This is a genomic window from Micromonospora sp. NPDC047707, assembly GCF_040704235.1.
In the GTDB taxonomy this organism is placed as follows: domain Bacteria; phylum Actinomycetota; class Actinomycetes; order Mycobacteriales; family Micromonosporaceae; genus Micromonospora.
The window spans coordinates 148,342-164,412 of record NZ_JBEYSU010000010.1; the positions used below are offsets into that span (position 1 = coordinate 148,342).

19 protein-coding genes are annotated in these 16,071 nt (G+C 71.1%); 8 read left to right on the forward strand and 11 right to left on the reverse strand.

Annotated features, from left to right (window positions below; translation table 11 throughout):
- Nucleotides 1-34: 34 nt before the first annotated feature.
- Nucleotides 35-604 (reverse strand): PH domain-containing protein, encoded by a 570-nt coding sequence (locus AB0873_RS14385; RefSeq protein WP_366600178.1) that lies wholly within the window; start codon nt 602-604, stop codon nt 35-37.
- Nucleotides 605-685: 81 nt separating this feature from the next.
- Nucleotides 686-1,561 (reverse strand): biotin--[acetyl-CoA-carboxylase] ligase, encoded by an 876-nt coding sequence (locus AB0873_RS14390; protein ID WP_366600144.1) that lies wholly within the window; start codon nt 1,559-1,561, stop codon nt 686-688.
- An 86-nt stretch (nt 1,562-1,647) separates the two neighbouring features.
- Here AB0873_RS14390 and AB0873_RS14395 point away from each other — a divergent pair, with 86 nt between their 5' ends.
- A complete protein-coding gene (locus AB0873_RS14395) occupies nt 1,648-3,231 on the forward strand; it encodes an acyl-CoA carboxylase subunit beta (protein ID WP_366600145.1) in 1,584 nt (527 codons plus the stop codon).
- Nucleotides 3,232-3,352: 121 nt separating this feature from the next.
- Here the strand turns inward: AB0873_RS14395 and AB0873_RS14400 are convergent, their stop codons facing one another.
- The 4 genes from AB0873_RS14400 to AB0873_RS14415 form a co-directional block, all read right to left on the reverse strand.
- Nucleotides 3,353-4,216, reverse strand: a complete 864-nt coding sequence (locus AB0873_RS14400; RefSeq protein WP_366600147.1) for a hypothetical protein — start codon at nt 4,214-4,216, stop codon at nt 3,353-3,355.
- The gene (locus tag AB0873_RS14405) at nt 4,209-4,709 is read right to left on the reverse strand and encodes a SigE family RNA polymerase sigma factor (RefSeq protein ID WP_366600149.1); all 501 of its coding nucleotides are present in this window, start codon (nt 4,707-4,709) and stop codon (nt 4,209-4,211) included. Before AB0873_RS14405 ends, AB0873_RS14400 begins: the two co-directional genes overlap by 8 nt.
- A gap of 95 nt (nt 4,710-4,804) precedes the next feature.
- Nucleotides 4,805-5,788, reverse strand: a complete 984-nt coding sequence (locus AB0873_RS14410; protein WP_366600150.1) for a 2-dehydropantoate 2-reductase N-terminal domain-containing protein — start codon at nt 5,786-5,788, stop codon at nt 4,805-4,807.
- A gap of 34 nt (nt 5,789-5,822) precedes the next feature.
- Entirely contained in the window at nt 5,823-6,566 is a 744-nt protein-coding gene (locus AB0873_RS14415; RefSeq protein ID WP_366600151.1) for a M50 family metallopeptidase, read from the reverse strand.
- A 101-nt stretch (nt 6,567-6,667) separates the two neighbouring features.
- Here AB0873_RS14415 and AB0873_RS14420 point away from each other — a divergent pair, with 101 nt between their 5' ends.
- Nucleotides 6,668-7,219 (forward strand): Uma2 family endonuclease, encoded by a 552-nt coding sequence (locus AB0873_RS14420; RefSeq protein WP_366600152.1) that lies wholly within the window; start codon nt 6,668-6,670, stop codon nt 7,217-7,219.
- 123 nt (nt 7,220-7,342) lie between these two features.
- Nucleotides 7,343-8,095, forward strand: coding sequence for a GH25 family lysozyme (locus AB0873_RS14425; protein WP_366600153.1), 753 nt, complete (start codon nt 7,343-7,345; stop codon nt 8,093-8,095).
- Nucleotides 8,096-8,197: 102 nt separating this feature from the next.
- Here AB0873_RS14425 and AB0873_RS14430 read toward each other — a convergent pair whose 3' ends face one another.
- Nucleotides 8,198-8,428 carry a hypothetical protein gene (locus AB0873_RS14430; RefSeq protein ID WP_366600154.1) on the reverse strand — a complete coding sequence of 77 codons (231 nt, stop codon included), beginning with the start codon at nt 8,426-8,428 and terminating at the stop codon, nt 8,198-8,200.
- An 89-nt stretch (nt 8,429-8,517) separates the two neighbouring features.
- Entirely contained in the window at nt 8,518-10,431 is a 1,914-nt protein-coding gene (locus AB0873_RS14435; RefSeq protein ID WP_366600155.1) for a serine/threonine-protein kinase, read from the reverse strand.
- Nucleotides 10,432-10,522: 91 nt separating this feature from the next.
- Here AB0873_RS14435 and AB0873_RS14440 point away from each other — a divergent pair, with 91 nt between their 5' ends.
- Entirely contained in the window at nt 10,523-10,735 is a 213-nt protein-coding gene (locus tag AB0873_RS14440; RefSeq protein ID WP_155328889.1) for an acyl-CoA carboxylase subunit epsilon, read from the forward strand.
- Between the two features lie 142 nt (nt 10,736-10,877).
- On the forward strand, nt 10,878-11,342 hold the full coding sequence (locus AB0873_RS14445; RefSeq protein WP_366600157.1) for a hypothetical protein: 465 nt from the start codon (nt 10,878-10,880) through the stop codon (nt 11,340-11,342).
- Nucleotides 11,343-11,634: 292 nt separating this feature from the next.
- Here AB0873_RS14445 and AB0873_RS14450 read toward each other — a convergent pair whose 3' ends face one another.
- A complete protein-coding gene (locus tag AB0873_RS14450; RefSeq protein ID WP_155328891.1) occupies nt 11,635-11,802 on the reverse strand; it encodes a hypothetical protein in 168 nt (55 codons plus the stop codon).
- Nucleotides 11,803-12,789: 987 nt separating this feature from the next.
- Between AB0873_RS14450 and AB0873_RS14455 the strand changes: the two genes are divergently transcribed.
- Nucleotides 12,790-13,887, forward strand: a complete 1,098-nt coding sequence (locus tag AB0873_RS14455) for a S8 family serine peptidase (protein ID WP_366600180.1) — start codon at nt 12,790-12,792, stop codon at nt 13,885-13,887.
- A 34-nt stretch (nt 13,888-13,921) separates the two neighbouring features.
- On the opposite strand, the gene AB0873_RS14460 is transcribed toward AB0873_RS14455, so the two are convergent.
- Both AB0873_RS14460 and AB0873_RS14465 read right to left on the reverse strand, forming a co-directional pair.
- A complete protein-coding gene (locus AB0873_RS14460) occupies nt 13,922-14,347 on the reverse strand; it encodes a PIN domain nuclease (RefSeq protein WP_155328892.1) in 426 nt (141 codons plus the stop codon).
- Nucleotides 14,344-14,559, reverse strand: a complete 216-nt coding sequence (locus tag AB0873_RS14465) for a type II toxin-antitoxin system VapB family antitoxin (RefSeq protein ID WP_230688863.1) — start codon at nt 14,557-14,559, stop codon at nt 14,344-14,346. The genes AB0873_RS14460 and AB0873_RS14465 overlap by 4 nt, the downstream gene beginning before the upstream one ends.
- A 116-nt stretch (nt 14,560-14,675) precedes the next feature.
- On the opposite strand from AB0873_RS14465, the gene AB0873_RS14470 reads away from it, so the two are divergent.
- Together AB0873_RS14470 and AB0873_RS14475 are read left to right on the forward strand one after the other, a co-directional pair.
- Nucleotides 14,676-15,332 carry a Maf family protein gene (locus AB0873_RS14470; protein ID WP_366600158.1) on the forward strand — a complete coding sequence of 219 codons (657 nt, stop codon included), beginning with the start codon at nt 14,676-14,678 and terminating at the stop codon, nt 15,330-15,332.
- A 22-nt stretch (nt 15,333-15,354) separates the two neighbouring features.
- A complete protein-coding gene (locus AB0873_RS14475; protein WP_366600159.1) occupies nt 15,355-16,008 on the forward strand; it encodes an O-methyltransferase in 654 nt (217 codons plus the stop codon).
- Nucleotides 16,009-16,071 lie beyond the last annotated feature (63 nt).

The window sequence follows — 16,071 nt, forward strand, 5'->3', positions numbered from 1 at the left end:
CCCCGTCGGGTGACGCGGCCGTTTCGCGTCGCCGTCAGCTCGGTTCGCGGAGCGGCTTGCCGTCCTGGACGTCGGCGAGCATGTCGCGCATCTCGGCGTCGCCCAGGGAGTGCTTGTCGTGGTGCGCCTCCACCAGCTCGTACAGCGTGGTCTGGACCCGCTCGACCTGCGGCACGTCGTGCAGCACCGACTGGCCGCGCTCGCCCGCCGACTCGATGGTGAGAGTGCCGCAACCGAACAGGCGCTCGCTGAACCGCTGGTTCATCGCGTGGTCGTTCACCCGGGTCAGGGGGATGTCCCGGCGGTCCCGGGAGAGCACACCCTGCTGGATGAGCACGCGCTCGTTCGTGAACAGGTAGTGGGTGGTGCGCCAGACCAGGAACGGCCAGAACGCGAACCAGAGCACCGCCAGCAGCGCCAGCCCGCCGATCACGGCCAGCGCCGCGGTTCCGCCTCCGCCCGACGGCAGCAGAATCAGGGCCGCCAGCAGCGCGGCGACGGCGAGCACCACCACCGCCACCGGCCGGACCAGGGCCTTCCAATGCGGGTGCAGGTGCAGCACGACGTGCTCGTCCTCGGTGAGCACGTCCTCGGGAAACGCCACAGACACCTCCATGACCAGAACGGGACGCGCAGACGCTAACCGCTCGGACGCCGCCGGGGGATCAGCCGCGCGGACGCCGCGTCAGCGGAGGTGGAGGACGTCGCCTGCCGTCAGGCGGTGGTCGCCGTCGGGTGCGGTCACCACGAGGTGGCCGTCGGGGTCGACGCCGGTTGCGGTGCCGGTCAGTTCGCCACCGCCGGGGAGCAGGACCCGCACCTGGCGGCCGACCGTGGCGCACGCGTCGAGGTAGGCGGCGTGCAGGCCGCTCTCGACGGCGCTGCCGCCGGCGGCACGCCAGCGGCCGTACCAGTCGGCGAGCGAGCGGAGCAGGGCGCGCAGCAGCGGATCCCGGTCGGTGGCGGCGGCACCGGCCAGTTGCAGCGAGGTGGCCGGCAGGCCGGTCGGGTTCTCCGGCAGCTCGTCGGCGCGGAGAGTGACGTTCAGGCCGATGCCGAGCACGACCGCCGGCGGCGCCGCCGGGGTCGCTCCGGTCACCGTCTCGGCGAGGATCCCGGCGCACTTCGCGTCGCCGAGGAGCAGGTCGTTCGGCCACTTCAGGGTGGCCTCCAGCTCGGCCAGCCGGGCCACCGCCTCGACCAGCGCGACGCCGGCGAGCAGGGGCAGCCATCCGTACGCCGACGAAGGCGCCGGCGGCCAGCCGCGGTCGGCGGCGGCCTCGCCCGGCCGGAGCAGGACGCTCGTCGCGATGCCCGCCCGGGCCGGCGACTGCCAGGCGCGGCCCCGCCGCCCGCGGCCGGCGGTCTGCCGCTCCGCGACCACCACGAGGCCCTCCGGCTCGCCGGTGCGGGCCGCCTCCGCGACGTCGGCGTTGGTCGAGGCGGTCTCCGCGCGCAACTCCAGCCGGGCCCACGGGCCGTGCGGCGCGACCAGCGCCCGCCGCAGCCGCGCCGCCGACAACGGCGGGCGGTCCAGATCGGTGTACGGGGAGCCCGGCATCCCGCCAGCCTACGGGCCGCGCGGACGGAGGGTAGTGAGGTGTACTGCACAGCGGCATCCGCCTGAACCATCGTTATATTCCCTGGGTGACTACCGAGACCGGGATCAACATCCACAGCACCGCGGGCAAGCTGGCGGACCTGGAGCGTCGGGTCGACGAGGCGGTGCACGCCGGGTCGGCGCGCGCCGTGGAGAAGCAGCACGCGAGGGGCAAGAAGACCGCGCGCGAGCGGATCGAGATGCTGCTCGACGAGGGCTCCTTCGTCGAGCTGGACGAGCTGGCCCGACACCGGTCGACCAACTTCGGGCTGGAGAAGAGCCGCCCGTACGGCGACGGCGTGATCACCGGCTACGGCACCATCGACGGCCGCCAGGTGTGCGTCTTCGCGCAGGACTTCACGGTCTTCGGCGGCTCACTCGGCGAGGTCTTCGGCGAGAAGATCGTCAAGCTGATGGACCTGGCCATGAAGATCGGCTGCCCCGTCATCGGCATCAACGACTCCGGCGGCGCCCGGATCCAGGAGGGCGTCGCCTCGCTCGGCCTCTACGGCGAGATCTTCTTCCGCAACGTCCGGGCGAGCGGCGTCATCCCGCAGATCTCGCTCATCATGGGCCCGTGCGCCGGCGGCGCGGTCTACTCCCCGGCGGTCACCGACTTCACGGTGATGGTCGACCAGACCTCCCACATGTTCATCACCGGCCCGGACGTCATCAAGACGGTCACCGGCGAGGACGTGGCGATGGAGGAGCTGGGCGGCGCCCGCACCCACAACTCGCGCAGCGGCAACGCGCACTACCTCGCCACCGACGAGGAGGACGCGATCGAGTACGTGAAGGCGCTGCTGTCGTACCTGCCGTCGAACAACCTCGACGAGCCGGTGGTCTACGACGCCCCCGTCGACCTCGACATCTCCGACGAGGACCGGGAGCTGGACACCCTGATCCCGGACTCGGCCAACCAGCCGTACGACATGCACCGCGTCATCGAGCACGTCCTCGACGACGGCGAGTTCCTCGAGGTGCAGCCGCTGTACGCGCAGAACCTCATCATCGGCTACGGCCGCGTCGAGGGGCGCCCGGTCGGCGTGGTCGCCAACCAGCCCATGCACTTCGCCGGGACGCTGGACATCGCCGCGTCCGAGAAGGCCGCCCGGTTCGTCCGCACCTGCGACGCGTTCAACATCCCGGTGCTGACCTTCGTGGACGTTCCCGGCTTCCTCCCCGGCACCGGCCAGGAGTGGGACGGCATCATCCGCCGCGGCGCGAAGCTCATCTACGCGTACGCCGAGGCGACCGTCCCGAAGGTCACCGTCATCACCCGCAAGGCCTACGGCGGGGCGTACGACGTGATGGGCTCCAAGCACCTCGGCGCGGACCTGAACTTCGCGTGGCCGACCGCCCAGATCGCGGTGATGGGCGCCCAGGGCGCGGTGAACATCCTCTACCGGCAGGAACTGGCCGCCGCCGAGGACCAGGCGGCGCTGCGCGCCGAGCTGATCACCGAGTACGAGGACACGCTCGCCAACCCGTACATCGCGGCGGAGCGCGGGTACGTCGACTCGGTCATCCCGCCGCACGAGACCCGGGCGCAGATCGTCCGCGCCCTGCGGGTGCTGCGCACCAAGCGCGAGACCCTCCCCCCGAAGAAGCACGGCAACATCCCGCTGTAGCCGGCGTGCCGCACGTTCGGCGCAAGATCCGCGCAACTTCGGGGAAAGAGTCCCCTCCCCGCACTGGGAGGCCACTTTTCCCGAAGTTGCTCGGGTCGTCCGCAGGTCGTCAGCGGGGTTGTCAGCAGGGCGGGTTGGCGGCGACACACAGACGCCGGGCGGCAAGCGTGGCGAGGCGACGCAGATCCGGCTCCGTGCCGTCGCGGCCCTGGCTGAGCACCGTGACCAGGTCACCCACCCGGACCACCGCAACCGTCGTGGGCTTCGGCGCGGCACCGGCGAACTCGCCCGTCTCGAGGTTCCGCGCGCGGGTGACGGTGTGCCGCAGGAGCAGTGACTCGTCACCGGTGAAGTCACGCTCCACCGCCTCCCAGCTGTGGATGGCCTCGGCCTGGACGACCCGACTTCCCCACTGCGTCGGACCGACCGACCGCCACGCGACGCACGGCGCGATCAGGGTTCCCACGCTCTGGAAGAACCGTCCGGCCGCCTCCGGCGCCAACCGGTACACGTCCTGGCTGAGCAGCACATCGCTCGGGGGGTGGTCGAAGCCGGGCGGCCGTTGCCGGAGGAGCGTCTGGGATCGGGAGTACCGGGACGTCTCCCAGGCCGCCGTTCGGCCCTGCGACTCGTGGCAGACGAGCAACAGGTCGGCGACCCGGACCGGGGCCCCGATCTCGGCCTGAGTCAGTGGCGGGTCGGTCTCGACGCCCAGATCCCCCGGTTGCAGCAGCGTCTCCCAGGCGATCTCGTTGCGTACCGGCGTCGGAGTCGTCTCCAGCGCGCTGGTGGTGGTCGGCGCGGGCACCAACCGACCGGCCAGCAGGGCGACGGTCGACGTGGTGGCCACCACGAGCACGGCCGCCACCAGAGTGGTACGCCGGTTGCGCCGTCGGGCACGCGCCCGGATCTCCGCGGGCTCCGGCCAGCGGACGTCGCTCAGGTCGCGCTGCACCCGCTCGACGAAGCTCATCTCGTCACGCATCGGCCACCTCCTCCAGGTCAGCGACGGCGAGCAGACCGGCCAGCGCGGCGCGTCCCCGCGAGAGCCGGGCCTTGACCGTGCCCACGGGCGCGTTGGTCTGCCGGGCGACCTCGGCGACCGGCAGACCAACGAGGTAGTGCAGCGCGATCGCGATCCGCTGCGCCTCGGGCAGCCGGCGCAGCGCCTCGACCACCTCGACCGTCTCGATGCCCGGGCCGGGAACGGTCTCCGACGCGCCGTGCCGCAGGTACGCGCGGGCGCGGCTACGCAGGCTGCGCCACCGGCTGACGGCGATCCGGCTGGCCACCACCCGTACCCACGCCTCCGGATCGTCGTACGCGCTCACCGTCGACCAGCGCTGCCACGCCCGGATGTAGGCCTCCTGCACGGCGTCCTGGGCTTCGGTGACGTCACCGGTCAACACGTAGACGAAACCGAGCAGCCGCTGCCGGCTGCCGCGGTAGAAGTCGTCGAAACCGTCGACGTCCGGCACCGGCGTCACCTCCCCGTGGTGGTCGCAGAGGACACGCACCAGCGGGCCCTGCAGGTTGCCACGCAGCCCCCGCTTTCTCCGCTGACCGGCCACGCTCAGCCCAGCAGCCGCTCCAGGTCCACGCGCGGGAACGTGCCGGCCGGGATCCGTTCCCGCACCGCCCGCCGCATGCCGAGCTGCACGGCCGCGTTCGCCGGGGTCGGCACGCCGTGCAGGCGGCCGAGCAGGACGATCTCACCGTTGAGGTGGTCGGCCTCGGCGGACCCGGCGCCCCGGGCGAGGCTCTGCCAGGTGGAGCTGCCGGACCGGTGCTCGCCGCCGACCGGCCGGTGCCCGACGAGGTCGCCCCGTTCGGCCACCTCCTCCGCCCGGTCGGTGTGCGGGATGCCCGCCGCCGCGAGCACGGCCTCGCCCTCGGCGCGTACCCGGTCCGACAGGTCGTCCGGGACGTCCGCACCGAGCAGCGCCTGGAGCCCGTTGCCGAGGTTGGCGAGGAGTTTGCCGTACTTCCACCGCATCACGTCGTCGCGGACCGGCGCGACGAAGCCGGCCGCGGTCAGGTCGGCGGCCACGGCCCGGTCGGTGTCGTCCGATCCGGACGGGTACCGCCCGAGGTGCAACATCCCCGGGTGCGGATGGCCGTTGGCGACGACGACGCCGGGTTCGAGGTGGGTCGCGGGGAGCCAGACGCAGACGGCGTGCACGGCGGCGAAGAGCCGGAGCGCGGCGGGCTCGTTGGCCACCCCGTTCTGCGCGGTGACCAGCGGTAGGCGCTCGGCCGCCGTCCCGCCGCCGGCGACCGGCGCGTCCGCCCAGGCGGCGAGCGCGGACGCGGTGTCCTGCGACTTCACGGTGAGGACGAGGACGGTGTCCGCCGGCAGCGGCCGCTCCCCCGGCCCGTCGAAGGCCGGCCCGTGCCACGTCGTCTCCCCGCCCGGCCGGCGCAGCGTCAGACCCCGTTCCCGGACGGCCGCCAGGTGCGCGCCACGGGCGGCCAGAGTCACGTCCCGCCCGGCCGCCCCGAGCTGCACGCCGATGGTTCCCCCGACCGCCCCCGCACCGATGATCACGTAACGCACGGCCCCATTCTGCCCGGGCGCGGCCCGGCGGGGCTCAGGGCGCCAGACCGGCCTCGGTGAGGATCGGGCCGGCGAGCAGCAGCGCACCCGCGACGAGGACCACCAGGTTGACCAGGGCGAACAGCGTGACCCAGAAGAACGGCGGGAACGGGGTGATGCCGGCGAGCTGGTCGGCGTCGGAGGCGGGCATCCGGCCCCGGGCGCGCAGCCGTTGCAGCTCCACCACCGGGCGGATCCCGCCGAGCAGCAGGAACCACACCCCGGTGTACGCGAACGCCGCCTGCACCTGCGGACTCGCGTACCAGGAGACGGCGAGCACGATCCCACCGGTGACCAGGAGCGACAGCACACCGAAGACGTTCCGGATCATGATCAGCATGGCGAGCAGCAGCACCACGGCGATCCACAGCAGCAGCGTGATCCGGTTGCCGCCGAGGATCCACGCGCCGGCAAGGCCGACCAGCGGCGGGGCGACGTAGCCGGCGAGCAGGGTCAGGACCATGCCCGGGCCGGCGGGCCGGCCGGCGGACAGGGTGAGCCCCGACGTGTCGGAGTGCAGCCGGATGCCGTGCAGCCGGCGGCCGGTGAGCAGGGCGGCGAGGGCGTGCCCACCCTCGTGGGCGATGGTGATCGCGTTGCGGCCGATCCGCCAGGGCACCCGGGTGGAGACCACCACCAACCCGACGAGGCCGGTGAGCAGCACCAGCAGCGGGGGCGGGTCCGGCTGCGCGCTGAGCAGCGTCTCCCACAGGTCGGTCAGGCCGTCGATCGCCACCATGGGCGGGGAGCCTACCGCCCTCGTCCCGTGTCGATCAGCGGCCGGCGGCCCGTATGGTGTGAAACTGACCGGGTGGTGAGCGAGTCAGGAGGTGAACGCAGATGAGCGCGGCCCCCCTGGAACCCCACGTCGGCCTCTGGACGGAGGCGGACTACTTCGCCATGGGCGAGACGAATGACCGGATCGAGCTGCTCGACGGGAGCCTGATCGTGAGCCCTGCCCCGAGCCGACGCCACCAACGAGTAGCGCGTCGGCTGGCGAACAGCATCGAAGCAGCAGTTGAGGAGTGCGGCCTCGCGGTCTACGACGCCGTCAATGTCCGGCTGGGGACCGACCGGATCGTCATACCGGACTTGGTTGTCACAGACGCGGACGACGAGGGGACGGTACTCGAGGCCGACCAGGTGTTCTTCGTGGGTGAGATCGTCTCCCGGGGAAATGCCGCAGCGGACCGGCTGGTCAAGATGCAGCTCTACGCGATCGCCCGCATCCCCTGGTACCTGCTGGTCGAGCAGGACGGCGAAACCCACTCGCTGCGGCTGTACCGGCTGGACGGCGGTCACTACGTCGAGGACCGGGTCGCGAAGGCGGGCGAGACGCTCAGCATCGCCGAGCCGTTCCGATGGGAGATCGATCCCGCGACGTTGCGCTGAATCGGCGCGGCGCCGGCCGGTGTTCAGACGTCGGCGGTGAAACTTTTCCTCAACATGTGTTGCCTCGGGCGGCACCCGTCTTCAATGATGTCAGTCAATCGATCGGCGTCTTTGGAGGCATCCATGGCCCGTACCAGATCACCGCTGCGCCGGCTGATCGCCGCCGCTCTCACCACGGTCGCCACCGCGGCCGCGGCCCTCGTCGCGACCGCCACCCCCGCGTCCGCGGCCACCGTTCCCGGCATCGACGTCTCCCACTACCAGGGGGCCATCAACTGGACCAGCGTCCGCAACGCGGGCATCCAGTTCGCCTTCATCAAGGCCACCGAGGGGACGAGCTACAAGGACCCGCGGTTCAACACCAACTACGTCGCCGCCTACAACGCCGGGGTGATCCGCGGGGCTTACCACTTCGCCCGGCCGAACATCTCCTCCGGCGGGGTGCAGGCGAACTACCTGGCCTCGAACGGCGGCGCCTGGTCGGCGGACAGCCGCACGCTGCCCGCCGCGCTGGACCTCGAAGCGAACCCGTACAGCGGTGGGTACTGCTACGGCCTGAGCACGACCGGGATGCGGAACTGGGTGCAGGACTTCCTGAACACCTACCGCGCGCGCACCGGCCGGTACGCCGTCATCTACACCACCACCAGCTTCTGGAACACGTGCACCGGCAGTTGGAGCGGCCCGTGGGGCAACCACCCGCTCTGGATCGCCCGCTGGGCGAGCTCGCCGGGCGCCCTGCCCCCCGGGGCGCCGTTCTGGAGCTTCTGGCAGTACACCAGCACCGGCCGGGTCGCCGGCATCAGCGGCAACGTCGACCGGAACTACTGGAACGGCGACCGCAGCCGGCTGATCGCGCTCGCCAACAACACCTGAGCCACACCACCCTGGGGAGGTAGTTGGCGGCAGCGGGATCGGCTGTCACCGTACGGTCGACAACTGGTCCGGCTGCCGCCACGCCATCCTCGCGGCGGGTCGTCAGGCCCGCCGTCGTGCCGCCACCGGGACGGTCACCGCGTCGGTCCGGGTGAGGGCAGCCCGGCGGGACAGCCGCCAGACCACCACCCCGGCGACGGTGACGGTGACGACAGTGAGCAGCGCGACCAGAACCGGCAGGCCGGCGCTGGCGAGGAGCAGGACGACGTCGCCGAGCGCGACGAGCATCCACAGTGCCACCCGGGGCCGGGTGTCCTTCCGTCGGTAACTCATCTCGTACCTCCTTCCGTCGTGGGCAGTCAGTTACCCCGTACGACGGAAGGTCATGCGGATCAGCTTCGCACCGGCACGAATCCCACGCGTCAGTCCTGGCGGTCCGGCACGAAGCCCTTCATGATCACGTCGAAGTCCCGCTGGCCCGCCGCCCAGTCCTCGTCGGGGACCTCCCAGCGCAGCGCGTATCCGCGGTTACTTGCGGTGGCGAACCCCCGGTTGCGGACGTGGATCCGGGTGTTGTCCCGGGTCTCCAGCCACTCCCAGTCCGCGCAGGTGCGCCCGTAGTCGCAGCGCCTGATGCTCAGCAACTCGTAGTCGCGCACGAGGTTCTTACGGGCCGGCTCGAGGTTCTGCCAGTCCTCGTAGGCGTCCGCCTTCGGCCGGTCGGTCCACTGGACGAGCAGCTCACGCACGCCGTTGGGTTCGTCGAAGACGACCGTGTTCGCCCCGCCGCTGCGGCGCACCCAGCCCTCCGGGATGGGCAGGGCGAAGCCCGCCTGGTCCTCATGCAGCTTCCAGCCGGCCGGCAGGGCGTTCGGATCCCCGGTAGGGCTGGCCGGTGGCGTGGTCGGTGCGGCGCTGCTCGGCGCGGGGTCGGCCGGAGCGGGCGCCGACGTCGGCGCCGCCGCCGACGTGGGTGCGCCACTCGTCGCACCGGCTCCCGAGGGGGCGCCACCGTCGTCGTCGTTGGCGAGCAGCGGCACGACCACGGCGAGACCGAGCAGCAGCACGGCCACCACGACACCGATCAGCAGGTTCCGGCGGGTCGTGTCGCGTCTCGTACCGTCGGACGGCGGAACCGGCGCGCGCCCGGCCGGCGCGGGAGCCGGGCGGGGCAGGACGGACGTCGCGGCGGGCTCGCCCTTCGTGTCGTCGGGCGCGGGCGGCGGCGCGGGCTCGGTGGCTTTCGTCGCCGGACCGGCTTCCGGAGTGGACGGCGGGGGCGTGACCTTGGCGGTCGGGGCGGCGTCCGAGGTGGTCGGGGTCACCTGCGCGGGCGCGTCCGCACCTGCGGCCGCGACCGCACCGGCCGCCGGTTGGCGGGGCGCGGGCGGGGCGACGGGCTTGTCGGACTCCTGCTCCGCCGGGCGCGGCGACGGCACGACCGGCGGGCGGGGCTCGCGTCTGCCGTTCGGCCCGGGCCGGCGGACACCGTCGAGCAGCGGGATCGTGCGCGACCGCTTCCCGCCGGCGCGGCGCAGCAGTTTCTCCGCAACCTCGGCGGTGATCCGCTCGTTCGGGTCCTTGCGGAGGAGACCGTTGAGCACCGGCCGGAGCGGGCCGGCGTTCTTCGGCGGCGGCAGCGGTTCGGTGGCGAGCGCCGCCAGGGTGGCGATCGCCGACGGCCGCGCGTACGGCGACTTGCCCTCGACCGCCGCGTACAGGGTCGCGCCCAGCGACCAGAGATCGGCCTCCGGACCGGCGGTGCCGTCCCGGGCCCGCTCCGGCGCGATGTACGCGGGCGAACCGAGCACCATGCCGGTGCGGGTGACGTTGGGGTCGCCGGGGATCGTCGCGAGGCCGAAATCGGTCAGCACGACGCGGCCGTCGTTGCCCAACAGCACGTTGCCGGGCTTGATGTCGCGGTGCATGACGCCCGCCTTGTGCGCCGCCTTCAGGGCGGCGAGCACGCCGAGCCCGATCTCCACCGCCCGGGCCGGCGACACCGGCCCCTCCTCGGCGATGGTGTCCTGGAGGGACTTCGACGGCACGTACTCCATGACGATCCACGGATCGCCGTCCGTGCGCAGCACGTCGAAGATGCGGACGACGTTGATGTGGTTGAGCCGGGCGATGGCCCGCGCCTCCCGCAGCGAGCGCTCCCGCATCTCGCGGCGCTCCTCGTCGGTGAGGCTGGGCGGCGGCACCAACTCCTTGATCGCCACGTCGCGGTGCAGCACCTCGTCGCGCGCCTTCCACACCCGACCCATGCCACCCTGACCGAGCGGCGAAATCAGCCGGTATCGGTCAGCGACGAGTTGGGGAAGCGCGTTCGACATCGCTGAGACGGTACCCGGCGGCGACGACAGTCACACCGCCGGCACGCCACTGTGCGGCGAAGGTCAAGTTCCGACCGCGTACCCTGACGCCATGTCAGCCGAAGAGCCGCTGTTCCGGATCGTCCGCGGCGTACCGACCGCCGACGAGCTGGCCGCCCTGGTGGGCGCGATCGTCGTCCGGTCCCGCCCGGCCGCCGCGCCCGCCCCCACCCCGGTGTCCGCCTGGGCGCGCAGCGCCCGCCCCGCCGGCGCGGCCCGCACGGCCGGTCCCGGCGCATGGCGCGCGTCCGGCCTGCCGCGCTGACTTTTCGTACGCATCAGCGCAGGTCTTCGCCGCTGCGTCGACGGCGAGTCGCCCGGTGTGCACCACTCTGGGGCTGCAACTCCCAGCCGCCACCCGTTAACCTCACTCTCGGAAACGGTGCGGTGACGCGTAGGGAGGGACCATGATCCCCGAGGAGGACCGCCCAGCGGCCTGGCTCCATGGCTACGGCGGCATCGAGGCCGACATCCGCCAGTTACAGGAGTTCGCCGAGAAGCTCCAGGCCGAGGTGGAGCGCCAGTACACGCCGCACCTGTCGTACATCAAGGCGGACATGACCGCCGCCGTGCCCAACCCGGCGGACGCGTTCATCGAGCTGGTGCAGTTCCTGCACGCCCACTGGGAGACCCAGCAGGCCACCGCCGACCTGGTCTGGAGCGTCGGCGGGGCGACCGGGCACCTGGCCGCCGCGGCCGGCACCGTCGCCGACCGCTACCGCGACTCCGACGCCTTCTCGTCCGCCCGCGTGGTCGACGTCGAACGGGCCCTCGCCGCCCCGACCGCCGTCGCGCCGACCGGGTCGCCCGTGATGCTGCCTGACCCGACCGGCCCGGAGGAGACCCGGCCCGGCCCGGTGGTGCTGCCGTGAACGAGCCCGGAGTCGGCCGCTCGGGCGGCCTCACCGACTGGCACCTGATGGATGTGGCCAGCATGTGGGCCTGCCTCAAGGACCAGGACACCACCAACCAGTGGCGGCACGTCGCCGGCTGGCGCAAGGTCTGCGACCTGGCCCAGGCGCACCTCGGCCGGTTGCAGGCGTACCGCCGGGGTCTCGCCGAGGCGTGGCCGCCGGAGACCAACGCCGCCGCCCGCACGTACCTCGCCGAACTCGACCAGCTCATCGACAAGGTGCAGCACACCCACGACGCGGCGGCGGCGAACTACACCGCGCTCGCCGCCGCCACCCAGGCCATCGGCAGCACCCGCACCGCCCTGGAGAAGATCCACGACGAGTACGCGGTGAAGCTCCAACAGAAGCGGTCGTACGAGGCCACGGCCGCGGACCCGAAGGCGGTCGCCGGCAGCCGCGTCTCCGAACCGCCGGTCACCGACGCGGACCTGGAACGGCTGAACGTCCAGGCGCGCGGCATCATGTACGGCCTCAGCAGGGAACTCCAACAAGCCCAAGTAGCCCTACGCCAACCCCCACCCGTAAAGCGGGCCGGAATTGATCCCGACAGCGGGGACGCCTACTCCGTAGGCGCGCCACCGTCTATCCCGCCGGTCGTGGCGGTTCCGATTGGGATGTCGACCAGCGCGGCTACACGCAAGGCTCCGCAACCCGTTTTGCGCCCCTTCTCGACTCCCGCCCAGGCGGGCGTCGGCCCAATCTTGGGAGGTACGGGCACAGCGTTGGCGCCTGCGCCTTCAAACTCGGCACCCTCAACTCCGGCACCATCGCCGTCACCTAATCCTGCCTCTGGCATTGCAGCGCCGCCGCCGGTTCGCCAAGGATCTGTCCGGTCGAGTGAGCTGAGCCGAGCAACCGACAAACCAGAGCGCCTGCGTAAGCCAATTGCGGGAACGACAGGCGGACCGGCACAGCCGACTCCACCGTCCAATCGTCCGCCGATGCCTCCGGGCGGACTAATCGGCGGCATGCCCGGGGCAGGACTTGGGCAGGCGAGCCCCAGTAACCAGCCAAGAAGAATTAATCCGATTGGAGGCGTAATTGGCGGCGGTGGTGCCGGCACAGGACCGGCGGGCGGCGCGGGCTCCCGCCCAGGCGCTGGTCGAAGCTTCGGCACGATCCACGGAGCGGCCCCGATTGGCGGATCTCCCTTCCTCGGCTCAATCGGACCGGCTAATCACCCTAGACTCATGGACGACCGAGAGTGCTCGGAGGAACGACGCCAATGGGACCCCGACCATCCGTGGGAAACGGCTGAAGGCGTTACACCTGTCATGCGACACCCGGAAGACGACGGGCCGATCGATCCTGGTCCTGCCATCGGCATGAACAGGTAATGCGTCACTTGACTCGCGCCCTGGCGCCCTTGGTCGTGCTGATTGTGACGCTGTCCAGCTCTCTCCCCATGACGGCTGGCGACCCGCACACATCGGTCCGGCCTATCGGAGAAGACCGGATCCGCGCCGACCAGTGGCACCTACAATTCCTGAACATCGCCGCAGCCCACCGCTTCTCACTAGGAGCAGGAGTAACCGTTGCGGTACCTGACACAGGAGTAGATTCTCACCCCGACCTGCATAGAAACTTGCTACCCGGCTTCAATGCCCTCTTCAGAGACAGCGGGGACGGACGTTCAGACGGCCATGGCCATGGCACAGGGATGGGGGGAGTAATCGCTGCTCACGGCCAAGGGGGGAACCGCGGAGCGCTCGGCATTGCCCCACAAGCCAAAATTCTTCCGATCATCTCCTCATCAGCTGAGAATCTTGGCGATCCAGAAGATCTTGCCATAGCTGTGGAAATGGCGATATCGCACGGGGTCCAAGTCATTAGCGTCTCTAGCACGGGCAGCACAAACCACCGCCTCACTCAAGCAATCAAGCAAGCTTTAGCGTCGGACATTGTCGTAGTCGCTGGCGTCGGAAACCGTCCAGTTATTCAACACGTGTCCTACCCGGCAACCGAACCGGGAGTGCTCGCGGTTGGTGGTGTGGACCGGGCAGGTAACCACGCGGCCTTGTCAGTCACAGGGCCAGAAGTCGACATTACCGCGCCGGCCGTCGAAATCTACAGCACCAGCACGAAAGGATCCTACCGACGAGGCACCGGCACGTCTGGGGCTACGGCAATAGTGGCGGGAGCAGCCGCTTTAATTCGAGCGAGGCACCCGAACTTGGCCGCATCGGAGGTGGTGCATCGGTTGACTGCGACGGCTGTCGACAAGGGACCGCCTGGGCGGGACGACCAGTACGGCTATGGCGTGATCGACATCGTCGCTGCGCTCACTGCCGACGTACCTCCGCTCGGCTTCGAATCCGCGACCGCTGCCGCGCCAGCCGCCCGACCGACGGACGCCGAGGCGGAGCGGTCGGACAGCGACCGGGCAGCGACAACTCGTGGCCTCGTCACGTTGGGAGTCATCGTGGCAGCGGGCGGTGCGTGGGCCTTCATCGCCAGGCGCCGCCGGCGCAGCGATGATCCACCGCCCCGCATCAGCCGGTGAGGCTAGAGGCGATCAAGAGCACCCGGGCCCGCGACTACTTGATCGAACCCGCGCGAGCCACCCACGTGGCGGGCTGCCCGGTCACGTTCGCGATCTGATCGAAGTCGCGGTCGTAATGCAGCAGGGACATACCGTGGTACTCGGCCGTTGCCGCGATGAGCAGATCCACCGCGCCGGCGGAGCGATGCACGCCCCGCAATGTGAGGTCGTGCTGGATCTCGGCAGCCCGCTCGTAGCCGCGGTCCGGCATCATCACCCAGCCGAACACCGTTCGGAGTTGATGCTGAAGCCACTCGCGGTCTGCGGCGGACCGGGCGGTGTACAGGAACTCCAACTCGACGACGGGACAGACGGCGATCAGACCGGCCGTCAGGGGCGACTCCCACCGGGCGCGCAGTTCAGCGTTGCGCAGCAGACGAACCAGTGCGCTGGTGTCGACCAGGTAGTCAGCAAGCCTCACGGCCGGTAGGCGCCCTTGTCGAGCAGTTCATCGAAGTCACCGGCCTCAGCGCGGTTGGCGAGTTCGGCGAGCGCCCTGGCGCGACGGAGCCTCGCCGCGCCCTCCCGGAGTGCCACATTCACCGTTTCCTTCTTGGTCTTGGTCCCGAAGGCCTCGGCGGCATCGGCCAGGGCCTCGTCGTCCACATCCACCAGTATCTTGGTCATGGCCATCCCTATATACCGTGAAGGCTTCCAGTATATCTTCAGCGCGGTCCCGAATCGGGCCGTTCGGCGCTCTGCGGCCCGTCGTACCCCAGCTGTCCACGGCGCCCGGTAACGTCGGCAAGGTGTCCCGATCTCTGCCGCTCCGTCTCGTGCTCGCCTCGGCCAGCCCCGCCCGCCGCAAGACCCTCCAGGCCGCCGGAATCGAGCCGGACGTGCTGGTCAGCGGCGTCGACGAATCGCTGGTGGTGACGGACCGGGCGGAGGAACTCTGCCTCGAACTGGCGCGGCTCAAGGCACAGGCTGTCCTGACCCGGCTGCGGCCGTCCGACGACCAGCGGACGCTGGTGATCGGGTGCGACTCGGTGCTGGAGTTCGACGGCGGGATCTTCGGCAAGCCGGCCGACGCGGCGGAGGCCGTACGCAGGTGGAAGCGGATGCGGGGGCGCAGCGGCGTCCTGTACAGCGGGCACTGCCTCGTCGACATCGTGGCGGGTCGCCGGGCCGAGGCGGTCGCCTCGACGACCGTGCACTTCGCCGACATCAGCGACGACGAAATCGCGACGTACGTCGCCACGGGCGAGCCGCTGGCAGTGGCCGGTGCGTTCACGATCGACGGGCTGGGCGGGCCGTTCGTGGAACGGATCGAGGGCGACCCGGGCACCGTGGTGGGCCTGTCCCTACCCCTGCTTCGTCGGCTCCTGGCCGAACTGGACCTGCGGATCACCGACCTGTGGACGAAGGTCACGCCGGGCAACCAGTCGGTTGAGCCGCTCGCCTGACGCCGGTACGAGGAGAGGCACGATGACCACGAAGTCCATCCCGCTCACGCCGGAGCTGCACGCGTACCTCGTGGCGCACGGCTCACCACCGGACGACGTGATGCGGGACCTGATCGACGAGACGCGCGCGGCGTTGCCGGACGACGCGCAGATGCAGGTGGCCCCGGAGCAGGCCGCGTTCCTGACCTTCCTGACCCGGCTCCTGGGCGTGCGGCAGGCGGTCGAGGTGGGCACCTTCACCGGGCTGTCCGCGCTGGCGATCGCCCGTGGCCTGGCCGAGGGTGGACGGCTGACCTGCCTGGACATCTCCGCGGAGTACACCGGCATCGCCCGGCGGTACTGGGCCCGCGCGGGCGTGGCGGACCGGATCGACCTGCGGATCGGGCCGGCCGCCGACACGCTGCACGAGATGCCGCACGAACGTCACCTCGATTTCGCCTTCATCGACGCGGACAAGACCGGGTACCCGATCTACTGGTCGGAGCTGGTGCCACGGATGCGCCCCGGCGGAGTGATCGCGGTGGACAACGTCCTGCGTGGCGGCCGGGTGATCGCACCGCAGGACGCGGCGGACCGGGCGATCGCGGCGTTCAACGACGAGGTCCTGGCCGACGTCCGGGTCGAGGCGGTCATGCTCCCCGTCGCTGACGGACTCACGCTGGCCCGGGTGCTGTAGGGCCTGCGCCGACCTTCCCTGGCCGCCCTGCGGCGGGCCGAGGCGACGACCAAGCACCGCCGC